Genomic DNA, 20360 nt, shown 5'->3' with positions numbered 1-20360 from the left:
AAGTTCGAAGCAATTTACGGAGAATCCGATGATGATATCAGCGACGGAACCAACGGCGCAGGCCGCTTTGGTTGCAGAGAGGCTGAGAGAGGCCTCGGTCGAGCTTGAGGCCACGTTTCTCGCCGAAATGTTGAAATCAGCGGGCCTCGGCCAAGCACGGGAATCGTTCGGAGGAGGAGCGGGAGAGGATCAATTTTCCTCATTCCTAATCCAACAGCAGGCCCGGCAGATGGCCCAGACCGGTGGCATTGGCCTGTCAGAGGTGCTTTTTAACGCGATGATGGAGAAGTCAGATGGATGAAAGCTCGATCAGAGCGCTGGAAGATCTGCTTGATCTAGAGCGTGTGGCGTTGGTTGAAGGCGATCTTGGCGAACTGAATCGATTGGTGCCTGAAAAGGAAAGCCTGATCGATGCGCTGAACGAACTTTCCGTCATGAATAGCGGTGATCTGGTTCGCGTTCAGCAGAAGGTAGCGCGCAATCAAGCGCTTTTGAGTAGTGCGGCCGAAGGCATTCGCGCCGTGGCGGAGCGCATGTCGGAATTGCGTCGCGTGCGGCAGGAGTTCAGCACGTATGATGCGACGGGGCAGCGGAACGGCTATGCCCTGCGCCCGCAGGCGAAGCTAGAGAAACGGGCATAGCGTCTGGTTTAATTCAAATCCAAGGCTTTGGGTTTGTTCATCTTAGCACTCCGTTAGGGGATCACTGCCAAATGTTGGAATGCACCTGAGACAGCAGGTGGCGCGAAGACCGCAAGGGACGACGCACAGGTCAGAACGACAGAATGCCTGCCGGTCCGGTGGGTCCAACATGGGCGTCAAAGGCGCCCGAACGCAAAGAGGATGACTAATATGTCCAGCATTCTGACGAACAATGGCGCAATGGTTGCGCTGCAAACTCTCAAATCAGTGAACAAGAACCTGGCGATGACGCAAAATGCGATTTCGACCGGTAAGGATGTGGCCACGGCCAAAGATAACTCTGCTGTCTGGGCCATCTCCAAGGTGATGGAATCGGACGTTAAGGGTTTTAACGCCATCAAGGACAGCTTGGCGCTGGGTGAATCAACCGTCGCTGTTGCAAGGAACGCATCAGAAACCGTGACGGACCTGCTGAACCAGATGAAAGGCAAGATTGTCGCGGCTCAGGAAGACAACGTCGACCGTGCCAAGATCAATGATGATGTAACGGCATTGCGCGACCAGATTGCCTCGGTTGTGGGTGCAGCGCAATTCAACGGGCTGAACCTGGTCGATGGGTCGGCGGGTACGGCATCCATTCTCGCATCGCTGGATCGTGACAGCGCAGGCGGTGTAACTGCGTCGTCGATCTCGGTTGCAAGTCAGGATTTGTCGACCGGTGGCTACGCCTCAAAAGGTGTACTGGCGGGATCGGACAACGTGACCACTGACAACGATGCAGCGGGTTTCACGATGGATAAGTCCGGAGGCTCGGGCGATATTGTCATCGATAGTTCGACCGATAACTTTGCGGCGGGTGACAAGGTATCGATTACCATCGGTGATAAAGTTGCCTCCTATACGGTTCAGGCCGGTGATCTGGATCCATCGGGCACTTACGACTCGGCTTATACCGATGCAATTGTTGCCGTTGGGCTGAAGAACCAGGTTGATGCTTTGGGCATCACAGGGGTTGCAATCGATTATGACTCCGGTTCACCAGGTACGCTTTCGTTCGTTTCAGGGACAGCCACTGCAGGCGCTGACGCAGAACGCGACGTAACTGTTTCGGCGCAATTCACCAATGCCGGGGCCGGAGGTCTGGGTGCCGTTTCCTCAATCGACGTGTCGACCGATGCGGGAGCGGCAGCCGCGCTGGGAACCATCGAGACATTGATCGATACTGCGATCGATGCATCCGCCGCCTTTGGTTCGTCGCAGGGCCGGATCGAGACCCAGAAAGAGTTCATCTCGAACCTGTCTGACTCGTTCAAATCGGGGATTGGCGCTTTGGTTGACGCCGATATGGAAGAGACATCGGCCCGGCTGCAGGCGTTGCAGGTGCAACAGCAATTGGCAACGCAATCGCTGTCGATCGCAAACCAGGCACCACAGTCCATCCTGTCGCTGTTCCGGTAATTCAGGAACTGAACCGGGGCGCGTGCGCCGTGCCCCGGTCATAACTGCCCGTTGATGGACAATTGGAAGGATTTCAAGTGACACCGCAAACGCTCGCACAACGCGCTTATACACAATCCGCTGCGCCGACACGCACGCCCCGGGATACGGAATATGAAGCGATATCCAAGATCACGCACCGCTTGAAAGCCGCCGCGGCGCGTAAGGCGACGGATTTTGGAGGGTTTGTTCAAGCTTTGCACGAAAATCGCCGTTTGTGGAGCGTGCTGGCGACAGGTGTAGCCGATGCAGACAATTCACTACCGAACAGTTTGCGTGCCCGAATATTCTATCTGGCGGAATTCACGGAACAACACAGCAGCCAAGTATTGGGGAACAAGGCATCGGTTGAGCCGTTGCTAGAGATTAACATGGCTGTCTTGCGTGGCCTGCGTCAGATGAGGGGGAACTGATGGGTGGTCTGGTTCTGAAACTTGCTCCTAAAGAACGGGTTTTGATCAATGGTGTCGTCATAGAAAACGGTGATCGCCGCAGCAGATTCTCGATCATGACCCCGCAAGCCAATGTTTTGCGCCTTCGTGACGCTATACATCCGGAAGAGGTTAATACGCCAGTGCGTCGCGTATGTTATGCCGCACAGCTCGTCCTGTCGGGTGACACCGCGCCTGATCAGGCACGTCAGCAATTGCTACGGCGCGTCGAGGAGTTGAGTCAGGTGTTCACCGATATCGACAGCCGCCGGGTACTTGCTGATGCGACCGAAGCGCTGGTGGCCGAGCAATACTATAAGTGTTTGAAAGCGCTACGCTCTCTGTTGCCGCGGGAAGAGCGCCTGATGGCATATGAGCAATGACCTTTCAACCGGTCATTCCCACTGGCGGGATAGTGGGTTGGCGATTCTTACAGCGTACGTATGATGCGCAGATCCAGAGTTTTTCGAGCTCGGCGGTGAACGAAAGAGAGACGTCGTACTTCCTTGAAAACATCGGAAATGTTCGCTCGGCTGAGGATCTGGTTTCTGATCGCCGGCTATTGCAGGTGGCCTTGGGGGCTTTTGGCCTTGAAGGCGACCTAAATAACCGGTTCTTCATCCAAAAGATCCTGTCGGACGGTACACAGGCCGATGATGCGCTGGCGAACAGATTGGCGGATAGCAGATACCGTGAATTCGCAAACGCATTTGGGTTGGGGCCGGGCGATGTACCCAAAACCAGTTCCGTCAGCGCTATGGAGAAGATCGCCAACGACAATCTGACCGCCCGATTTGAAATATCGGTTGGTGAAGCGGATGAATCGATGCGGATCGCGTTGTTTACCCAGCACGCCCTGCAAGAACTGGCAGCGCAAGATGGTAGCGAAAACAGAAAGTGGTTTGACCTGATGGGGTTGCCCCCCCTGCGCAGCATGATGGAAACCGCTTTGGGTCTGCCCAGAGCATTTGCACAACTTGATCTGGACAAACAGCTTGAGGTTTTCAAAGACCGATTGCAGCGCGCCACAGGGTCCTCGGATTTGGCGCAGTTCACAGACAATGAGGCTGTTGAAAAATTGACGGATACTTATCTGGCACGCAGTCAGATCGCGCAAATCCAAAGCGTGACTTCAACCGCTCAGACGGCGTTGATCTTGCTTGGCGGCGGCTTTTGAACCAGTTCTTCAGTTACGATCGGAGATCGTACAAGGGTCCTGAGCCCGGGCAGTGCTGGGCTGATAACTTGGGATAATTTGCAAACGCATCTTTGCCAGATAGGTGTTCAAATCTTGTGTGGCGACCTGTCAGCTGGCTTCTCACGCATTCATCAAAGTATCGGCTGAGGTTTGCAGAGCAAACGACCTAACCGGCTGCGAAACATTGTGCAGCTTGATCGCGCCTAATGGGATGGCTTGTTTGCAGGCGGGCTCGATATCCTGTGAGACAACAATTCTATGGCCGACGGTCTTACCATATTCACCCAACCTGGCGGCGACATTTGCCGCTTGTCCGATCACGGTAAAATCCAGCCGTTCGCGGGAGCCTACATTGCCATATGTAACGCGACCATAGGCGACGCCAATCGAGCAGTCGCAATGGTAGTCATTCTCGTCACTGCGAAGTTCGGCCAATTTCTCAACGATCTCAATCGCTGAGCCTTGCGCGTTGGATCGCGCCCCGACCGCGTCATCACCGGCTGGGAATACGGCGAGCACAGCGTCGCCGATGAATTTCAGAACTTCGCCGTCATGATCGTGCACGATCCCGGACACAGTTTCAAAGAACCCATTAAGCACTTCGATATAGGCATCACGCCCGAGTTGTTCCTCCAGCGCGGTCGAGTTTCGAAGATCGCAGAACATGATAGCTGCATCAATGTCATCACCATCCCCACGGCGAATTTCACCCCCCAAAACCCGTGCACCTGATCGTTTGCCCACATAGGTTTCCAACAGAACCTGCGCGTTTTCGCGCTGCATGAATACTTCGTAGAAACGCGCGATGACGGTAGAGCACTCAAAGACCAGCCCGAGGTTTTCCGTAGTGAATCCATCGGGGTGATCACAGGTTAGGGTCAGGACGTTGGTCCGACCATCCGAGAAGGGCAGCGGCATGGCAACATAATCGGTGGCCCCTTTTGCGCGCAGGTCTTCGATGATCGGAAAACTGTTATGCGGGTTGTCGTTATTCAGGCGCTGACGCACGCCACCCAACCCGTTCGATACGTGACGCAGAGGGCTATTGGTAAAGGCCGGGTGATCGTGGATCTCATAGCTCGGGGTATGGGTCGAGATCTCGGCCGCGTCCTTTTCCCAGATATAATGCTTGCCCGCGATCAGGGGGTGAAGCGACCAGACTAGAATGCTGAGGCGCTGAATGGCAATACCATGTTCCAGCATCTTCTCAGCCAGCGCTTTTGTGAAGCCATCTGGCGTATTCACCTCGGACGCACCGCGCATCAGCCAGTCGATCAGAGGCCCGCTGATGTTGCCGTAATCGGGTTGACGCAGCTGGTTTTCACCAAGGTCAATCCGCGTTACGATATTTGGCATGAAACCGATATGGCCTTGAATGCCGGCACTTTCAGGAAAGGCGTCTTCATAGGCCCAGATCGAGTTGGTCAGATGCTCTTCCGGCAGGCTGATGTCGTGATAGGTTGCGGTGCCTTTGAAGGGGCAAAAGGTCTGTAGATCGGTTTCGGGGCTGAGTTCTACGCACAGGTCTTCACGTGGGACATATATCGCGGGTGGTAGCCGCGTTTCATACATGACTTTGGCGTTGTGGCTTTTGGCCAGCAAGATATCGCCCCGATAGATCGCGACCCGTCCCTGCAGCGGCTCAACGGAAATCCCATAGCCTTTGACATTTGGTGTGGCATGGACGTTCATCTGCAACCTCCCCTGGCCAAGCCCTTATATGATGGGCCTTGAGGGCAGTAATTCCAAGGTGCGCGCACATATTTTATCGTAATGACGTCCTCAGACCATTTGAATAACGTCTTTTTCGATCGACAGCATATAGCCCTTTTTTGCGATGTTTTTCACCAGCAGTTCACTGACCATTTGATTGCCGAGAGTATCGCGTAAGCGCTTGATGCGGGTGGCTCCTGCCGCTTCTTCGCAATCAACCACGTTCCTGCCTGAGATCATCGCTTCAATCTGAGCGCCCGACAGAACCTCGTCATCGAGCCGGGATTCGGCCAATACCGACAGTGTTTCCATCGCCGCAGGCGTTAGTTTGAAATCCATGTTGTTGAGGTAAACGGTGTTTTCTTCGCGGCTGATCAGCAGCGAGGTCACCTGAATCCCGGTCCTTTCGATCTGTGCCATGCGGCGATTCAGCAGAACCAGCATGACCAGAAACACCAGCGCAGTGATCAGCATGGCGCTTGCGAAGACCAACAGCACAAAGATCACCATCCTGTAGCTGGACAGGGTATCGGCAAACGCAGTGCCGGATTGGGCGAGAATTTCAAGCAGGCGGATTTCAGATTGCGAGGTCAGGTCAGCCTCGACAAACAACCTTTCGACCCGCGCATTGAAAGCGTTCGCATCGGGCAGTGTCCAGAACAGGAAAATCGCAGCGGTTACCAGGATTGCAACGATTGCTGCAATCCCCAGTCCAACCAGCCGAACCCCCGAACGACGCGCTTTAGTAACGGAGATAGAATTTTCCGGCATTGGCCTTCCTTTGATCCAACCCATCCGCTTCGAACACGGACATGACGTTCAGCAGGGTCCAACCGTTCGACTTTAGCCGCTTCGCGACCTCCTTCTGCGCGGATCCCTTACTACAGCTAGAGACCTGCATGACGCCATAGTGCAGACGCAAGGGGTTGTCCTGCTTGGCTTTGTAGTCGGCATAACAATCTGCCGCAGCGGCCTGCGACCCAACCGATATCAGGGCCGTCAGAGCCAGAGAAGAGAGGATCTGTTTCATGGGCTGCATCCTGCGCACGGGTTGGGCGGATATTCAATAACCTCAGGGGGTTTGCGGTGCTGATATTGGATAACACCTTGCCGTTATTGCTTGTCTGAGAGGGTCGGTCGCAATGTCGGTGCATCAAATACGCGGTCCGCTTAGGGCCTGCCCATCATCCGAAAGGAAACGCATCATGCATCGGAAATTCATCGCTTTGATCGTCGCCACAGCCGTCGCAGTTACCGGGATATCCGCGTCACAGGCGCGGGCAGCGGATACCAGGGACATTCTCGGCGGGTTGGCCGCGCTCGCTATCATTGGTGCGGCGGTACATCACTATCAGGATGAGAAACGCGAAGAAGAAAAGAAACGGCGTCATAAACAACAGAAAAAGAAGGCAAAGAAGCAGGCACAAAAGAAGATACATAAGAACCACGTTCGTCCGCTACCCAATCGCGTTGCACGCTACGATCTGCCACAGCGTTGCCTGCGCACGTTCAACGCCTATTCGAAGAAGCATCCGCTGCTTGGGCCGAATTGCCTCAAGAAGCACTACAAACATGCCGATAGCCTGCCCCACCAATGCAAGGTTGGTTTCTGGAATGGTAAAAAGGTAAAACGGGCATATGAACCCGCCTGCCTGCGCCAGAATGGATACCGTGTCGTGTACCAGTAACCGGTTTCGAGCAGGAGTGGCGCCAAAGAAGCGCCACGCGGGAGAGGGTGGCGCAAGCTGCCCTCTTCTTTTTTCTTGCGCCCAGCGCTGAAACGCGGTTTGCCAAAGGTATGGCGACACCAGATTTTGAACTCGAAAGGGCATTGTTGGCGCGCGGATACCTCCGAATTGCCGGAGTGGACGAGGTCGGGCGCGGCCCTTTGGCGGGGCCAGTGGTTGCCGCAGCCGTTGTGCTGAACCCGGATGATATTCCCGATGGGCTGAACGATTCCAAAAAACTGACTGCCAAGCGTCGCGTTGGTTTGGATGCGGAGTTGCAGGATCGGGCGCAGGTGGCCATCGCCGAAGCCTCAGTTGCTGAGATTGACGAGCACAACATTTTGCGCGCCTCGCATCTGGCGATGACGCGCGCGGTCGCAGCGCTGGACCCAGCGCCTGATTTCCTGCTGATCGATGGCAACATGATCCCGCGCGGCATGAAACTGTCGTCACAGGCGGTGGTGAAGGGAGATGCGCGGTCGGTGTCGATTGCGGCCGCGTCGATCGTTGCAAAAATCTGGCGCGATCGGCTGATGGTGGATTTGGCGCAACAGCATCCCGGCTATGGATGGGAGGCCAACGCCGGTTATCCGACAAAACAACACCGCGATGCGTTGCAAAATCTTGGCGTGACCCCACACCATAGACGTTCCTTCAAACCGGTCCACAATATCTTGTATCAAGAGTAAATCGTAAGCCGCTGATTCAAAAAAGAAATTGACGGCGAATCATCTTTGACTCATCCTTGTCTCAACCAAATGAGCGCAAAAGCGCCGTGGAACTGAGGCAGTGATATGACCACAATCAAGACAAAGGGCGCAGCCGCGCTCCCTTTAAACACGATTCTATCCGGGGACTGCATCGAGGCGATGAACAGTCTGCCCGAAGCGTCGGTTGACCTGATATTTGCGGACCCCCCGTATAACCTGCAACTGAAAGGCCAGTTGCACCGCCCAGATAACTCTCAGGTCGACGCGGTTGATGATCACTGGGATCAGTTTTCCAGCTTTGCGGTCTATGACCAGTTCACGCGCGAATGGCTGAAGGCAGCCCATCGTCTGCTGAAACCCAATGGCGCGATCTGGGTGATCGGGTCCTATCACAATATTTTCCGTGTTGGTTCGGCGTTGCAGGACGCGGGTTATTGGATTCTGAACGACGTTGTGTGGCGCAAATCGAACCCGATGCCGAATTTCCGCGGTAAGCGGTTTACCAACGCACACGAGACCATGATTTGGGCGTCGAAACGCGAAGGCGCTAAATACACGTTCAACTATGAGGCCCTGAAGGCGCTGAACGAGGGCGTGCAGATGCGCAGCGACTGGGTGCTGCCAATTTGTACCGGGCATGAGCGTCTTAAGGATGAAAACGGCGACAAAGCGCATCCGACACAGAAACCCGAATCTCTGCTACACCGTGTTCTGATTGGTTCGACCAATCCGGGCGATGTCGTGTTGGACCCTTTCTTCGGCACCGGCACGACGGGTGCTGTTGCCAAGATGCTAGGCCGTGAGTTCATCGGGATCGAGCGCGAGGAGAGCTATCGCAAAGTGGCCCTGAAGCGCATCGCCAAGGTCCGCAAATTCGACCGCGAGGCGCTGGAAGTCAGTGCCAGCAAACGCGCAGAGCCGCGTGTGCCCTTTGGTCAGCTGGTCGAACGCGGCATGTTGCGTCCGGGAGAAGAGCTTTATTCCATGAACCAACGTCACAAAGCCAAGGTTCGCGCTGACGGGACTTTGGTGGGCGATAACGTCAAAGGCTCGATCCACCAAGTTGGGGCGCATCTTGAAAACGCGCCGTCTTGCAACGGCTGGACATATTGGTGTTTCAAACGCGATGGCAAAACCGTGCCAATCGATGTGTTGCGTCAACAGATCCGGTCTGAAATGCACAACTGAATACCGCCGGTGCCTGTGGCCTGACACAAGGCACTAATCCTTGCCCCGCCGTTTCCGGCGGGGTCTTTTGTTTTTGCCCGTAGGGTGATTGCATAGGGCAGCCCCTGAAAGCCCATATGGGAGATAAAGGCAATGACCGAGACCACCGCCAGTCAATCTCGTCTGAGCAGATTGTTCGTCACGCAGCCGGATCATTTCGATTTGAACAATAAGTACACCGAGGCGGCACTTGAACGAAACAAGCGCGAAGGGCTGGAACTTGCCGTTCGGGCGCGTTGGATCGCGATGGCATTCACTGGGTTGCTGCTGATCTATCTGAACCCCCAATGGGATGTCCTCTGGTATCACTTCATTCTGCTGCTGATCTGTGCCAATGGTTGGCTGATCCGACGCGCAGGACGGGTAGGCCAATCCCGGACTGAGTTGCTTTTGATTTTCGTAGATCTTCTGATCATGACGCTGGGTATGATCGTGCCCAATCCGTTCAGCGATGACGTGCGGCCACTGGCGATGCAGTACCGGTTCGATAACTTTCAGTATTTCTTCATCATTTTGGCGGCAGGCACGCTCGCCTATTCCTGGCGCACGGTCATCGCGATTGGATCATGGACCGCAGCGATGTGGACGGCAGGCTGGATCATCGCATGGTGGGTTGCCACGCCCATACCCGAGATCAGCGAAGATGTCGCCGAGGCGTTGCAAGGGTACCCGGCTGTTGCCGAGATGCTTGATCCAAACAGTTTCATGGTGTCTCAGCGCATCCAACAGGTGATTGTATTTGTCATGGTCGCGGTGACGCTTGGGGTTTCGATGCGACGACTCAATCATTTGCTGATGTCAAACGCCGGGCTCGAGCGTGAGCGCGCGAACCTGTCGCGGTATTTCTCGCCGAACGTGGTTGAAGAGCTGAGCCAGAATGACGAGCCGCTGAAACAGGTTCGCAAAGAGGATATCGCAGTCCTTTTCATAGACATCGTCGGTTTCACCAAGTTTTCGGCAGGACGTGATCCCTACGAGGTTATCGAAGTTCTGCGTGGTTTCCATGCCCGGATGGAGACAGAAGTGTTTCGTCATCACGGAACGTTGGACAAGTATTTGGGCGATGGGTTGATGGCCACGTTTGGCACTCCGGTGCCGGGTCAACTGGACGCCAGCAGCGCGTTGGCTTGTGCGCGAGGGATGGTTGAGATGATCGATCGCTGGAACCTTGATCGCAAGCGTGCAGGCGAGCCAGAGATTCAGATCGGCGTTGGGGTCCACTATGGCTCGGTCGTCTTGGGTGACATAGGCGCCAATAGACTGGAGTTCGCCGTGATTGGTGATGCGGTCAATGTCGCCGCCAAGCTGGAGGCCATGACACGCGATCTACAAGCGCGCATTATTGTCAGTGATGCGTTGCGAGCCCGGGCGTTGGAAGAAGCGCAGAATGCGCAAGACTTGATGGCTGGGTTTGAGCAGCACCTGGGACAACCGGTACGAGGCGTTGCCGCCCCAATGGATGTTTGGGTGCTGTAACAACTAAAGCTCCCGCCCGTCAGAACCGCATCAAAGATGCGATGCTTCCCGTTGGGCCGGGCAGCACGCTGGCGCGCGCTGCAGTCAGGCGCGGGGCCAAGGGGTTTGCGCGTCGTTGTAGGGCTGCCAGTTGGTGATTTCGGGGTAATACTGCCGTCGCCAGGCGCGGACCTTAGGGTTCATGATGCGCCGCCACAAGGGCGGGATCATGGCGGCGATTGTCATGACCGGATATCCATATGGCAGTTGGGGGGCGGCGTCCGGCGAATGATGTTGCAGCAAGGGGAACCGGCGATTTGGCTTGTAGTGGTGATCCGAGTGGCGTTGGAGGTTGATCAGCAGCCAGTTGGATGCCTTTTGTGACGCGTTCCACGAGTGACACGGGCGCACATGTTCGTATTTACCGTCACCCAGATGTTTGCGTGTCAGGCCATAATGTTCGACATAATTGACCAGCTCAAGTTGCCAGATCGCAGTACCTGCCTGCACCAGGAACAAGCCCAGGCCGGCCCATCCGCCGATCAGAAGCGCTAGAATCAGCATAGCACCTTGCAGGGCCCAATATCGCCAGAAGGGGTTTGCCGGGTCGGTCCATGGACGGTCTTTGCGGGCCAGTTTTTCCTTTTCTGCCCAGAACGCGGAAATCAGGCTTTGGCGCAGGACGCGCGGATAGAACCTGTGGAAGCCCTCGTTGTAGCGTGCTGTTACCGGGTCACGGGGCGTGCCGACATGGCGGTGATGGACCAACAGATGTTCAGACCGGAAATGAGAGTAAAGGACCATTGCCAACAGGGCATCGCCCAGCCAACGTTCCAGCTTGCCTTTCTGGTGCATCAATTCATGGCTGTAGTTGATCCCGATGGTGCCTGAAATGACGCCCATTCCGAAGAAAATGCCGATCTTTTCCGCCGAGGTCAGATCAGCGGCGCGGGTCGTATACCAGATCAGCCCATAAAGTGTGAGGATTTGCACAGGTGCCCAGGCTTTGGTCAGCCAGATATACCAATGCAGGTCAGCATCCGGAGTATCTGGGTCGGCGTTCGCCAGATTGAGGCCTGTCAGCCGGTCAAGCACGGCAAAGGCCCACCAGGTAGAGAGAGGCACAAGCAGGACCCACCAACCGCCCGCAACTGTCGTTATCCATATCAGTGGGATAAGCAGGTATGAAACCCAGAAGGGAAGGGCAGATTGCCAGCGGGACAAGGTGTCAGATGCGATCAAATTGAGGCTCCAAAACGTCGCTGGAACAGTAGACCGATCACCTGGTTTTGCACAGCGGTCTATTGGCCACGCCAGAGGTCAAAAGCCTTGCGCATAACCGTGGGAAGATCGCCGGGTCTAAACTGATGTTTGCCCAGGATTATCAGGCCGTTCGGGCCGGTTCCAGTCGGCAGCTCTGCTGCCCAAATGCGCAGGATAAGGTGAAAATGGGTGAATGTGTGTCTCACTTCGCCCGGTATTTCGCGCCATGGTGCTGGGAAAGGCGGGGTTTCTGATGGCGTGTCGGACCAGTCCGAGCCTGGCCAGCCCAGCATCCCGCCCAACAGACCTTTGTTGGGTCGGCGTTCCATCAGCATCGCGCCGTCATTGCGTTGGGCGATGTAGACGTGGCCCATCCGCGTGGGTTTAGGTTTCTTGGGTGTCTTCCGAGGTAGTTCCGTATGTGTGCCAGCCGCCCGCGCAAGACAGGGAGCGTATAAGGGACAAATGCCGCAGGCCGGTGATTTCGGTGTGCAGATTGTTGCGCCCAGATCCATGACCGCCTGCGCATAATCTCCGGGTCGGCGCGGTGGGGTCAGCGCTGCCGCCTTTTCCTTCAGCTTGGGTTTTGAGCCGGGTAGGGGCTCGTGAATGTCATAGAGTCGGGCCATGACCCGTTCGACATTGCCGTCCAAAACGGTTTCGGGCTGATCAAATGCAATGGCAGCGATGGCTGCTGCCGTATATGGGCCGATGCCCGGCAATGCGAGCAGTGCATCGTATCGGTCGGGGAATTGTCCGTTGTGCTCGGATGCCACGACGCGCGCGCATTTCAGCAGGTTGCGGGCGCGAGCGTAATATCCCAACCCAGCCCACTCACCCATGACCTGTTCGTCTTCTGCAGCCGCCAACGCTTCGACCGTGGGCCAGCGCGCAGTAAACCGCAGGAAATACTCCCGAACAGCTGCAACTGTGGTTTGCTGCAGCATTACTTCGGACAACCAGACCCGATAAGGATCAGGCATCACGCCAATCGCGCGATCCGCCGGGCCTATGCGCCATGGCATTTCGCGCGAATGGCGGTCGTACCACTCCAGCAACGCCTGGCTCAGGTCAATTTCAGTGCAGTCACGCAAGTTTTAAGTATCTCCCTGTCGGGTTTCACTGGCGTCCGGGTCTCAGCCTATTACAATAGCTGGGCAGGAGTTGGAAACCAGATGCAACGCAGACGTTCCTCGACCCGCGGGTTCAAGCGCACCGCGACTTTGCTGAATGAGCGGATCAGGCAGGCTGGGGAAAGCCGGGGCTTTGCCGTTTCGCGCCTGTTGACCCATTGGGCCGAGATTGTGGGGCAGGACATCGCAGCGATCGCCCGGCCAGTGAATGTGGGCTACGCCAAAGGTGGCTTTGGCGCGACGCTGACGGTGCTGACCACCGGACCGCAGGCGCCGATTCTGGAGATGCAGAAAGAGCAGCTGCGCGACAAGGTGAACGCGGTCTATGGGTATAACGCGATCAATCGCATTCGTATTACCCAGACCGCTCCGACCGGATTTGCTGAAGGACAGGCCAGTTTCGACCATAAACCGAAACCTGCAAAACCTGCGATTGCACCGGAGTTGGCAGCCGAGGCCGACAAAGTGTCGCGTGCGGTTCATGATGAAGATTTACGTGCGGCCCTTGAACGTCTTGGCCGCAATGTTCTATCCAGACAGAAACGCTAAGAAAGGGCTGAGGAATGAGCCGGATTGCAACTGTAATTTGTGCGGCTGTCGCCGTGGCGGCTGGTGGCTATTGGCTGACCCAGTCAAGTAAGATCACCCCATCCAACCCGCTGATCGGTGTTGCAGAGGCGCAGGAGGCTGATCTAGATACGTCGACCATCGTCGAAATGGTACAGGGTGCCCAGGATGCGCCGGTCGAGATCATTGAATATGCCTCGTACACCTGTCCGCATTGTGCGAATTTTCACACCGGCGCGTATAAGCAGCTCAAGAAGGATTTCATCGATACCGGTAAGGTCAAGTTCACCTATCGCGAAGTGTTTTTTGACCGCTATGGCCTGTGGGCGTCGATGGTGGCGCGCTGTGCCGGACCTGAGAAGTTCTTTGGCATCACCGACCTAATCTATGAAGGCCAGTCCGAATGGACCCGCGCCGGCGGTCCTGCTGAAATCGTTGATGAACTGCGCAAGATCGGTCGTCTTGCGGGCGTCGACAATGATCAACTTGAGGCCTGTTTGCAGGATGGAACCCGGGCGCAAACTCTGGTGGCCTGGTATCAGGAAAATGCCGAACGTGATGGAATCCAGGCGACGCCATCGTTCATCGTGAATGGCAAAAAGGTTGATAACCAGTCCTATGACGATTTCAAGAAGCTGATCGAGGACGAATTGGGCAGCTAAGCCTTTTTGGGGTCAGCCTGCATTCGGGCTGTCCAGCCAATCAGGGCGAGGGCGCGACCTGTGCCAACATCTCTTTGACTTTGTCATCCTGATTGATCCGCAACCGAACCGGTAAAGTCAGAACTTTGCTTCGGAATTTGGCGGGTAAGCGCACGGCGTCCTTCTCGGTCGTAACCAATTGCGCGCCGAGCGCTTTGGCGTCGCTTTCCAATCGGGTCACCAACGCAGAGGTCAGCGGTTGATGGTCGTCCAAGGCCTCGGCCCGCAGTAATTTGGCGCCTTGCTGCCGCAGAGTCTCAAAAAACTTCTCGGGGTATCCGATGCCAGCAAAGGCCAGAACGGGCGTGTTGCTCCAGTCCATGCCGGTTTGTAGCGGGCTCACTTCACCTGTGACGTGGGCGAGCGTCAGGGCGTGGCCCCATCTATCAGCGAATGATGATTGTGCTTGGGCATCCCCAAGTGAAAGCACTAGATCAGCCCGTTTCAACCCTGCGCTCACGGGTTCCCGTAACGGTCCCGCGGGAAGACACAGGCCGTTGCCAAACCCGCGCGCGGCATCCACCACGATAATCGAAAAGTCCTTTTCGACGGCTGGGTTCTGAAACCCGTCATCCAGAACAATCGCAGTTGCACCTGCCGCTGCCGCGGCTTGTGCCCCAGCGGCGCGATCTTTGGCGACCCAGACATCACCGAAGGCGGCGAGTAAAAGTGGCTCGTCCCCCACCTGTGCGGCCGTGTGTTTTTGGGGATCAACATGCACCGGACCCTCAAGCGAACCACCGTGGCCGCGGGTTACGACATGAGGCTGGTGCCAAATACCCCTCAGGTAGTCCAGCACCCAGATCACCGTGGGTGTCTTGCCCGTGCCACCGGCGTTCAGATTGCCGACGCATATCACCGGCACGCCCGGTGAAATGCCTTGCCCACCTGCCACGCGGCGCGCCGTTGCAGCGGCATAGATGAGACCGAGCGGTGCCAGCAACCGGGCGCGCAGGTCAAGGCGATCGGGGTCCGAGTTCCAGAAATCAGGGGCGCGCATCGTGGGCTCTCCGCCGGTCCAGTGTGTCTTGCACCATTTCGATCAGTTGGTCGGCCTGTGGCGCACCTTCGGTGACAATCTGCCACCCGGCCAAAGCCATGTCAGCGGTACGGTCAGGCGCCAACAGTTCGACAACACCATCACCCAGCTCTGTTGCGGATTTTATGGTTAGCGCGGCCTTAGCCTGGTTCAGCCTATCATAAAGGCCGCGATACTTGCTGACGTGCGGGCCGTGGATTACGGCAGAACCCAATGCCACCGCAGTCAACGGATCATGCCCACCCGCGCCGCGCTCCAACGAACTGCCCATGAATGAAACTGCTGACACACGGTGCCAAAGGCCCAGATCTTTGGGTTCGGCGGTCAGGATGACCTGTGTAGTATCCTCAATGGCATGGCCTTCATCCCAGTTGGCGCATCGCAGATCCATAGATTCTAGCCGTTGGTACAATGGCGCGGCCTCGGATATATCCGCCACATGCAGCACTAAGGCCAGGCGCGGTAACAGTCGCAGCGCCTGACGATGTGCACTGAGAACCGAGATGAACTCCTTGGCCTGAACCCAAGCAGCCAACCAAACCGGTCGTCCCGCCATTACATGGTTGGTTTCGATCAACTCATCCTCAGGCCAGGGGGGTGGATTCGGGCTGATGTGAAGAGGAGGCTCAACCGAGATTTTTGCAGAGTTGACGCCCAGCCTTCGGATTTGACGCGCAATGTCATCATTTGTGGTAAGGATCGTCGTAAAGCAATCAAGTGTATATCGGGTGATATCAGGCAACCAACGCCCACCTCGCGCGGTCTTAACCTCAACCAGTGCTTCCAGCAGGATTAGCGGAATTGATCGTTCCTGCGCGCGGGTAATGATGTTTGGCATCAGCCCGCCTCCGAACCAAAGCCCCATGTCGGGGCGCCAATGATCCCAAAAAGCACGTGCAGCCCCGGTATGTTCAGCTGGCAGCTTCAAGATCGGAACGCTGCCTACCTCCCAGTCCTCAAGGTTGGCATCGGGTGGCGCTGTGAGGAGCAGCGACAGGCCTGGTCGGGCGGACATCAGGCGGTGGCAAAAATCATCAACGGCGCGCAGCCGGTATGGCGAGCTGACATGCACCCACAAAACTTCGCCGTCGGGGCGCGTTGTGTCCGACTGGCTTGGACTGTGCGGCACGCCCCAGGACAGGACACGATAGGCCGCCAGGCTGAGAGATCGCGGTTTGCTCATGCCGAAATGCCGACACCTTTCGGATCAAGTTGGGCGCAAAGGCTGGCGTGTATGTCGGAACCCGCCGCTACGACACCATTCAGGCGAGGACGGGCATTGTTGAAGCGCAGAGGTTGCCCCGACCGATCTGTGCATACCCCACCCGCCTCGCGCAGGATCAGATCGCCTGCGGCGATATCCCACTCCCAACTGGGGCGCAGTGTCAGCATTCCGTCAAACCGTCCTTGTGCCACCAGCGCCATCCGATAGGCCAGTGATGGGCGATATACACGGCGAAACTTAGGGGCACTTCCGGATTGCCAGTGGCGTGGATCAAGATTGGGTTTTGCGGCCAGAATCTCGGCGTCGGGCAGGTATGTATGCTTTGAAACTTGGATTGCTGATCCGTTTAATGTGGCACCTTGTGCCCTTGCGGCCGCATAAAGCAGATCGCGCAATGGCAGATAGATAACAGCTGCCGTAACCTCTCCGTGCTCGGCTACGGCGAGCGAATGGGCCCAAGTGCGCGACCCTTCGGCGAAACTCCGGGTGCCGTCGATGGGGTCGACAATGAATACCCGGTCGCGGGTTAGACGATCGGGGGTATCCTCGGTCTCTTCACTGAGCCAGCCATAATCAGGTCGAGCGGCTTGCAGATCACGCTCGAGCATCGCGTTGACCGCTAGATCGGCCTCGGTCACCGGGCCAGCGCCTTCGGGCTTGTCCCAGCGCTGTGCCTGAGGGCCCGAATAGCGCGTGGCGATCTTTCCGGCTTCAAGCGCTGCGTCGATCAACAGGGACAGGTCAGTTGCCGGCAAGTGTCATTCCTTCGATCAACAGCGACGGCACAACGCGCGAAAGATACGTCCGCGCATCGTTCGCCGGAATGATCCGCAACAGCATGTCGCGAAGATTACCTGCGATGGTGCATTCGTTGACCGGATGCGTGATCTCACCGTTTTCCACCCAAAAACCGGATGCGCCACGGGAATAGTCGCCGGTGTTCGGATTGATGGTTGATCCGATCATAGAGGTCACCAACAGCCCGGTCCCCATGTCGCGTAGAAGCTCCGCACGGGTTTTATCGCCCTGCGTCAGGCTAAGGTTCCAGTTGCTTGGCGAAGGTGGCCCAGATACACCGCGCGCTGCGTTCCCGGTGGATTTCATTTCTAGTTTGCGGGCGCTGGACAGGTCCAGCGTCCATCCGGTCAGCACGCCATCTTCGATTATAGCCCTGCGACGGGTTGCCAGCCCTTCAGCATCAAAAGGACGTGAGCCTGATATGCGCGGGCGATGCGGGTCCTCAATCAGCGATATGTGCGCCGGTAGCACCTGCTCACCCAAGTTTTCCTTCAGCCACGATGCACCACGCGCAATCGCGGCCCCATTACTGGCCGCCAGCAGATGACCGATCAGTGACGAAGAGATACGTTCGTCAAAAACCACGGGGAAACTACCGGTTTGGGGCTTGCGTGCCCCAACAAGTCCAACGGCGCGCTCCGCAGCCGTGCGGCCAATTTCGGATGGGCTGCGAAGGTCGGACTGAAAGGTTCGGCCGTCGCCATCATAATCGCGCTCCATTCCCGTGCCTTCACCGGAAATTGCGACACATGAGGTTGATCGGCTGCTGCGCATGTAGCCGCCTGAAAAGCCGTTTGTCGCCGCAAGATGAACACAGTGGGTGCCATACGAGGCTGCAGCGTCGGAAACCTGAGAAATGCCAGCGACGTCCAGCGCTGCGGCCTCGGCGGTCAGCGCATCCTGCATCAACGCGTCTGCAGTGGGTTCAGGTGTCGGGTCAAACAGCTCTAGCGCGTCCAGATCCCAGTTGGTGGCCAATTGCTCGGGTGCAGCCAAACCGGTGAACGGATCTTCCGGTGCTTCCCGGGCCATTGCAACGGCCCGTTCAGCCATCGCTTTGAGCGTTTCAGCACGACTGTCTGAACTCGATACAATCGCCTGTCGTTTACCCAGAAAAACCCGCAGCCCCAGATCGACCGCTTCCGAGCGTTCGGCATGTTCCAGCGCACCACCGCGCACCTCGACCGAAACGGATGATCCATCAATAACAATGGCATCTGCTGCCTCGGCGCCTGCCTTGCGTGCAGCATCCAGCAGTTCGTCACTGATGTTCTGAGGTGTTCGTGTCATGAGGCCTCCGGTCTGGTAGTACTGGACCTAGCCTCGGACCGTCCGTCCCGCAAGGCCTGCAGCACAATAGCGTTATGTGCCGCAGACAGGAAAGGCCGCGAATGCAGCCTTTCCGGAAGTGTTCATCACTTGATACGCTGACCGTTGGCCAGGATCTGTCCGTCTTCGGTGAATTCGATTTTCGAATTCAACGTGTCCGGTTCTTCACCCGGAACAGCCATCAAACCCATCATCATACGTGCGCCAAGAGCGTCATTCTCTGAGACAAATCCCATGCCAATCAGCTTGTCCAGCAGTGCGTTGGCCCCAACAAGTTTCAGGTTGGCAACACCAGAAGGGGTGGGCAGGCCATCAAATTCTTCCGTGTTGGAATTGTCGAATGAGAAGTCGCCATCGCCGGTCAGTTGGGCACCGACTAGCGACACAAGCAACTTGCTGATCTTCAACGAATGCAGCTCACCCGGAGCTGCATCAGATAACTCAAGCTCTTCGACGGCTTCGGGGTCCATGAAATCAACCAGAACTTTGGCAGTGCCGGTTGCATCAAGCGCGATTGTCGCTGGATCGCGGGGCAGGGAACCGGCAGGATCAAACATGCTCCACAATACGTCGGACATGGTGAAATCCGTCAGGTTCATGCCAAAGCCAAAGGGTTGAATTTCTTCTGAGGCCTGAACTGGGAACTCGAACTTCAACCCGGCATTGGCCATTGCCACTTCGATCGGGAACGGAAGATCGGCAGTGGTGACGGCCAGTTTGGTGCTGTTCTGTGCAAGATCGTAGACAAGGCGCTGGGCGTCGATGCTGCCGGTGAAGGTGCCACCTTCGGAACTGCTGCTGAGCGAGAACGCTTCACCTTCCGAAGTTCCTGCCATTTCGGTGCTGCCCGAGGCGTAGGTGAAGATCCCTGATGCGGCAAATCCGGCCTTATAAATGTCCTGAATATTGGATACGTCTAATCCGGGCGGGATGATCGTATCGCCTTCAAAATTTAGGTCGTCCAGCTTGCCGCTGATCCGGCCCGTATCTTCGCTGTCAGGTTCGTTGAAAGCGACGTCATAGGACAGGCTGCCGGCGGTGAACTGCTGCGCGATATCGCGTTTTTCACCGACTTCCATCTGGGATGAACCGGCAATCTCGTTCATATTGACATTCAGAGCCAACATGTCGCTCGATACGGTTTCACCGTCGAACTCCATCGAATCCATTGCCAGATTCACGCTGTTCGCCGAATAGTCATAAGTCATGTTTTTGGGCGTGCCCGACACGACCATTTCCAATGCGTCGTGGGAATACACCAGATCAGCCGAAAAAGTTTCGCCCTCAGCCTCACCCGAAATCGTCATGGGAAAGCTGGCAGGGAGGCCGATGTTGACAGTACCGTCGCCATTCTCGGTGAGTGTCATTTCCGGGATGACCATATCGAAGGTGCCTTCGGTTTCCGGAATTGCCATGGCCATTGTCATGTTCGATATGGTGGTCACGTCGCCCGACACGCTTTGTTCACCGGACACGTTGTAGCCCATCCCACCCAGATAAGCCTGCCAATCGGCCCAGACATCATTGGCGGTCACATCTGCAAAGGCGCCGGTTGTAGCAACCGCATAGGCCAAAGCTGCACAACAGCCACGGCGAAGGAAAACAGTCATAATAGAACCCTTCTTGATAAATTTGCGCGCATCGTCGTGCCTGTGGCGGTCAGCGTCAAGGGGGAAGGGGTAGACCAATTCCCCATTTGCAGGGTA

22 protein-coding genes are annotated in these 20360 nt (G+C 56.5%); 12 read left to right on the top strand and 10 right to left on the bottom strand.

What is annotated here, in order from left to right; translation table 11 throughout:
• The first annotated feature begins 28 nt into the window (after positions 1 to 28).
• From Q1B46_RS12485 to Q1B46_RS12460, 6 genes are all read left to right on the top strand, one after another.
• Positions 29 to 301: a rod-binding protein gene (locus tag Q1B46_RS12485; protein ID WP_299948412.1), complete on the top strand. Its 273-nt coding sequence runs from the start codon at positions 29 to 31 to the stop codon at positions 299 to 301.
• Positions 294 to 641 (top strand): flagellar biosynthesis protein FlgN, encoded by a 348-nt coding sequence (locus Q1B46_RS12480; protein WP_299948410.1) that lies wholly within the window; start codon positions 294 to 296, stop codon positions 639 to 641. Before Q1B46_RS12485 ends, Q1B46_RS12480 begins: the two co-directional genes overlap by 8 nt.
• A gap of 210 nt (positions 642 to 851) precedes the next feature.
• Positions 852 to 2099 carry a flagellin gene (locus tag Q1B46_RS12475; protein ID WP_299948408.1) on the top strand — a complete coding sequence of 416 codons (1248 nt, stop codon included), beginning with the start codon at positions 852 to 854 and terminating at the stop codon, positions 2097 to 2099.
• Positions 2100 to 2176: 77 nt separating this feature from the next.
• Positions 2177 to 2551: a flagellar biosynthesis regulator FlaF gene (gene flaF, locus Q1B46_RS12470; protein WP_299948406.1), complete on the top strand. Its 375-nt coding sequence runs from the start codon at positions 2177 to 2179 to the stop codon at positions 2549 to 2551.
• Complete coding sequence (gene flbT / locus Q1B46_RS12465) at positions 2551 to 2952, top strand: flagellar biosynthesis repressor FlbT (protein WP_299948404.1); 402 nt, start codon at positions 2551 to 2553, stop codon at positions 2950 to 2952. The genes flaF and flbT overlap by 1 nt, the downstream gene beginning before the upstream one ends.
• A complete protein-coding gene (locus tag Q1B46_RS12460; RefSeq protein WP_299948402.1) occupies positions 2949 to 3746 on the top strand; it encodes a DUF1217 domain-containing protein in 798 nt (265 codons plus the stop codon). Before flbT ends, Q1B46_RS12460 begins: the two co-directional genes overlap by 4 nt.
• Positions 3747 to 3887: 141 nt before the next feature.
• Here the strand turns inward: Q1B46_RS12460 and Q1B46_RS12455 are convergent, their stop codons facing one another.
• The 3 genes from Q1B46_RS12455 to Q1B46_RS12445 all read right to left on the bottom strand — a co-directional run bounded on the left by Q1B46_RS12455 (position 3888) and on the right by Q1B46_RS12445 (position 6510).
• Entirely contained in the window at positions 3888 to 5459 is a 1572-nt protein-coding gene (locus Q1B46_RS12455; protein WP_299948400.1) for a DUF427 domain-containing protein, read from the bottom strand.
• Positions 5460 to 5549: 90 nt separating this feature from the next.
• Entirely contained in the window at positions 5550 to 6251 is a 702-nt protein-coding gene (locus Q1B46_RS12450) for a hypothetical protein (protein WP_299948398.1), read from the bottom strand.
• Positions 6223 to 6510, bottom strand: a complete 288-nt coding sequence (locus tag Q1B46_RS12445; RefSeq protein ID WP_299948396.1) for a hypothetical protein — start codon at positions 6508 to 6510, stop codon at positions 6223 to 6225. The genes Q1B46_RS12450 and Q1B46_RS12445 overlap by 29 nt, the downstream gene beginning before the upstream one ends.
• A 175-nt stretch (positions 6511 to 6685) precedes the next feature.
• Between Q1B46_RS12445 and Q1B46_RS12440 the strand changes: the two genes are divergently transcribed.
• From Q1B46_RS12440 to Q1B46_RS12425, 4 genes are all read left to right on the top strand, one after another.
• Positions 6686 to 7168: a hypothetical protein gene (locus tag Q1B46_RS12440; RefSeq protein ID WP_299948394.1), complete on the top strand. Its 483-nt coding sequence runs from the start codon at positions 6686 to 6688 to the stop codon at positions 7166 to 7168.
• Between the two features lie 110 nt (positions 7169 to 7278).
• Positions 7279 to 7896, top strand: coding sequence for a ribonuclease HII (locus Q1B46_RS12435; protein WP_299948505.1), 618 nt, complete (start codon positions 7279 to 7281; stop codon positions 7894 to 7896).
• Between the two features lie 105 nt (positions 7897 to 8001).
• Positions 8002 to 9105: a site-specific DNA-methyltransferase gene (locus Q1B46_RS12430; protein WP_299664353.1), complete on the top strand. Its 1104-nt coding sequence runs from the start codon at positions 8002 to 8004 to the stop codon at positions 9103 to 9105.
• 132 nt (positions 9106 to 9237) lie between these two features.
• The gene (locus Q1B46_RS12425; protein WP_299948391.1) at positions 9238 to 10620 is read left to right on the top strand and encodes an adenylate/guanylate cyclase domain-containing protein; all 1383 of its coding nucleotides are present in this window, start codon (positions 9238 to 9240) and stop codon (positions 10618 to 10620) included.
• Positions 10621 to 10704: 84 nt separating this feature from the next.
• Here the strand turns inward: Q1B46_RS12425 and Q1B46_RS12420 are convergent, their stop codons facing one another.
• Both Q1B46_RS12420 and mutY read right to left on the bottom strand, forming a co-directional pair.
• Positions 10705 to 11841 carry an alkane 1-monooxygenase gene (locus Q1B46_RS12420; protein WP_299948390.1) on the bottom strand — a complete coding sequence of 379 codons (1137 nt, stop codon included), beginning with the start codon at positions 11839 to 11841 and terminating at the stop codon, positions 10705 to 10707.
• A 59-nt stretch (positions 11842 to 11900) separates the two neighbouring features.
• Positions 11901 to 12956, bottom strand: a complete 1056-nt coding sequence (gene mutY, locus Q1B46_RS12415; RefSeq protein WP_299948389.1) for an A/G-specific adenine glycosylase — start codon at positions 12954 to 12956, stop codon at positions 11901 to 11903.
• An 81-nt stretch (positions 12957 to 13037) separates the two neighbouring features.
• On the opposite strand from mutY, the gene Q1B46_RS12410 reads away from it, so the two are divergent.
• Together Q1B46_RS12410 and Q1B46_RS12405 are read left to right on the top strand one after the other, a co-directional pair.
• The gene (locus Q1B46_RS12410) at positions 13038 to 13544 is read left to right on the top strand and encodes a DciA family protein (protein WP_299948387.1); all 507 of its coding nucleotides are present in this window, start codon (positions 13038 to 13040) and stop codon (positions 13542 to 13544) included.
• A 14-nt stretch (positions 13545 to 13558) separates the two neighbouring features.
• Positions 13559 to 14224 (top strand): DsbA family protein, encoded by a 666-nt coding sequence (locus tag Q1B46_RS12405; RefSeq protein ID WP_299948385.1) that lies wholly within the window; start codon positions 13559 to 13561, stop codon positions 14222 to 14224.
• A gap of 40 nt (positions 14225 to 14264) precedes the next feature.
• Here the strand turns inward: Q1B46_RS12405 and lpxK are convergent, their stop codons facing one another.
• From lpxK to Q1B46_RS12380, 5 genes are all read right to left on the bottom strand, one after another.
• The gene (lpxK, locus tag Q1B46_RS12400) at positions 14265 to 15263 is read right to left on the bottom strand and encodes a tetraacyldisaccharide 4'-kinase (protein ID WP_299948383.1); all 999 of its coding nucleotides are present in this window, start codon (positions 15261 to 15263) and stop codon (positions 14265 to 14267) included.
• Positions 15250 to 16485 carry a glycosyltransferase N-terminal domain-containing protein gene (locus Q1B46_RS12395; RefSeq protein WP_299948381.1) on the bottom strand — a complete coding sequence of 412 codons (1236 nt, stop codon included), beginning with the start codon at positions 16483 to 16485 and terminating at the stop codon, positions 15250 to 15252. The genes lpxK and Q1B46_RS12395 overlap by 14 nt, the downstream gene beginning before the upstream one ends.
• Positions 16482 to 17282 carry a 3'(2'),5'-bisphosphate nucleotidase CysQ gene (locus Q1B46_RS12390; protein WP_299948379.1) on the bottom strand — a complete coding sequence of 267 codons (801 nt, stop codon included), beginning with the start codon at positions 17280 to 17282 and terminating at the stop codon, positions 16482 to 16484. The genes Q1B46_RS12395 and Q1B46_RS12390 overlap by 4 nt, the downstream gene beginning before the upstream one ends.
• On the bottom strand, positions 17269 to 18615 hold the full coding sequence (locus tag Q1B46_RS12385; protein ID WP_299948377.1) for a TldD/PmbA family protein: 1347 nt from the start codon (positions 18613 to 18615) through the stop codon (positions 17269 to 17271). Before Q1B46_RS12385 ends, Q1B46_RS12390 begins: the two co-directional genes overlap by 14 nt.
• Before the next feature lie 125 nt (positions 18616 to 18740).
• A complete protein-coding gene (locus tag Q1B46_RS12380; RefSeq protein WP_299948375.1) occupies positions 18741 to 20264 on the bottom strand; it encodes a DUF2125 domain-containing protein in 1524 nt (507 codons plus the stop codon).
• Positions 20265 to 20360: the final 96 nt, after the last annotated feature.

The sequence above is a fragment of the uncultured Ruegeria sp. genome, assembly GCF_947500045.1.
Taxonomy (GTDB): Bacteria; Pseudomonadota; Alphaproteobacteria; order Rhodobacterales; family Rhodobacteraceae; genus Ruegeria.
Note: the sequence above shows the minus strand (reverse complement) of the source record. Positions and strands in the feature narration are given on the sequence as shown.